This is a genomic window from Myxococcus vastator, from assembly GCF_010894475.1.
Lineage (GTDB): Bacteria > Myxococcota > Myxococcia > Myxococcales > Myxococcaceae > Myxococcus > Myxococcus vastator.
The window spans coordinates 1-1,736 of the sequence record NZ_JAAIYB010000801.1 but is presented as its reverse complement, the minus strand read 5'-3'; the positions used below and the strand labels follow the sequence as shown (position 1 = coordinate 1,736).

1 protein-coding gene is annotated in these 1,736 nt (G+C 73.7%); it reads right to left on the bottom strand.

Going from position 1 to position 1,736, the window contains the following annotated elements:
- The coding region (locus G4D87_RS37410; RefSeq protein ID WP_163787541.1) for an SDR family NAD(P)-dependent oxidoreductase at positions 1-1,736 on the bottom strand (1,736 nt) is incomplete at both ends.

The window sequence follows — 1,736 nt, the reverse complement described above, 5'->3', positions numbered from 1 at the left end:
GGGCAGGGGGCGATGCCGAAGCGCTGGACGATGGTCTCCCGGACGCCGTGGAAGACGACGCACTGCGAGCCCGCCTGGCTCAGCCCCAGCTCGAAGGTCTCCCAGCCCAGCGCGGAGGGCAGGGGTGTGAGTCCCCCGCGCCGCTCCATGAAGCGCAGCGTCTGCTCATCCACGCGCATGCCGCCCTCGGCCCACAGCGGCCAGTTGAACGACACCGTGCGTCCGTGCCGCTCACCTCGCGCCCGGCGCGCTTCACGCTCGTCGGCGAAGGCGTCGAGGAAGGCGTTGGCGAAGGCGTAGTCGCTCTGCCCCACGTTCCCGGTGATGGCCGCCGTCGAGGAGAACAGGGCGAAGAAGTCGAGCGGCAGGTGGCGGCTGGCCTCGTCCAGGTGGAGCGTCCCGCTCACCTTGGGACCCAGCACCGCGTCCAACTGCTCCCTGGACTTGGCCGGCACGAGCGCGTCACGGGTCGCCCCCGCCGCGTGGATGATGCCGTTCAACGCGCCCAATTGCGCGTGGGCCTCATGGACGACCCGCGCGGCGGAGGACGGCTCGCCGACGTCGCCGCGCACGTACACCACCTGCGCGCCAGTCGCGTTCAGGGTCTCCAGCCGCTGCCGCCGGGCCTCGTCCAGCTCGCTTCGGCCGACGAGCGCGACCCGCGCCTGCCGCGTGCGGACCAGGTGCTCGGCCAGGAGCAGGCCCAGTCCGCCGGCGCCGCCCGTGATGAGGTACGCCCCGCCCTGCCGCAGGGGAGAGGGCCGCGTCGCATCGGCGGAGAGCGGCGCCAGTCCGCGCACCTGTCGCTGGCCCGCCGTGTAGCGGACCTCGAGTTCGCCTTGCGCGCTGTTGGCCAGGGCCAGGCGCGCGACCTCGGACGGCGCGAGCTGCTCCGGCGAAAGCGCCACCGTCTGGAGCACCAGCCGCGGCGTCTCCAGTCCGAGCGCGCGAGCGAACCCCGCGATGGCGGCATGGGACGGCGCGGGCACCCCGTCCACCGTGGCGTGGAGGTAGCCCAGGCGCACGGTACCCTCGGTCTTGTGCGCGAGCAGCCCCTGCGCGAGCCCCAGCACCTGTGCGAAGCCGTGAAGCGGCGCCTTCGCGGAGGCCGCGTCGAGCGCGGTCAGGAGGAAGACGTGGCTGGGCTGGATGCCCCGCCGCGCCAGGGACGCGAGGAGCTGCCGCACCTGCTGGGCGTCCGACACGTCCAGGGTCGGCTCCGCGCCGTCCTCCGAGAAGTTTGCTCCCGGGCGCGCGTGCACCACGGGCGCCGCGAGGCCCCGCGCCTGGAGCCGCGCGAGGAAGGCCTGGGAGAGGGCCGCGTCTCCCCCCACGAGCAGGACGCCCTGGGACTGGGGCTCCTCCGTGGACGAGGCGATGGGTGCGCCGCGCCAGACCTGTTGGGCGAGTACGACCTCCTCCGGCGCGGCGCGGGGCTGCACGGGAGCGGGCACGACCTCGGTGGGGAGCCGTTCGAGCAGGAACCCCGCCAGGGCCCGCAGCGTGGGGTGGTCGAAGGCCAGCGTGGGGTACAGGTCCATCCCCAGCTCGCGCTCCAGGTGCTCCACGAACTGCATGGCCTGGACCGACTCCATCCCCATGTCGAAGAAGCCTTCCTCGGCGGAGGGCCGCGTGGACGGCGGATAGGCCAGGATTCGCGCCACGCTCTCTCCGAGCAACTGGACGAGGAGCGCGTGCCGTTCGGCACCGGGGACGGCCAGCAGGCGCTGCCGCAT